This window comes from Neoaquamicrobium microcysteis, assembly GCF_008180155.1.
Lineage (GTDB): Bacteria > Pseudomonadota > Alphaproteobacteria > Rhizobiales > Rhizobiaceae > Aerobium > Aerobium microcysteis.
The window spans coordinates 1-358 of the sequence record NZ_VSZS01000015.1; the positions used below are offsets into that span (position 1 = coordinate 1).

A 358-nucleotide genomic window follows, 5' to 3' on the forward strand; every position below is an offset into this window, starting at 1 on the left:
AGACCAGCATCGACATCGGGTTTTCGACGGTCTTTTTGAACGCCGCGAGCAATTCGGCGCCGAGTGCGCCGTCGACGGCGCGATGGTCGGTCGACAGCGTCACCGACATCACCGTCGCTACGGCAAGCTGACCGCCCTTCACCACCGCCCGCTGCTCGCCCGCGCCCACCGCCAGGATGGTCGCATGCGGCGGGTTGATGACGGCCGCGAAGTCCTTGATCCCGAACATGCCAAGGTTCGACACCGCCGTCGTGCCGCCCTGGTATTCTTCAGGCTTCAGCTTGCGGCTGCGCGCGCGGGCGGCAAGGTCCTTCATCTCGTTGGAGATGACCGACAGCGTCTTTTCGTCGGCCCTGCG

General features: G+C 65.6%; 1 protein-coding gene. It reads right to left on the bottom strand.

Annotation, left to right across the window (positions count from 1 at the left end):
- A partial coding sequence (locus tag FY036_RS00045; RefSeq protein ID WP_201744658.1) for a 2-oxo acid dehydrogenase subunit E2 occupies positions 1 to 358 on the bottom strand: 358 nt, incomplete at both ends.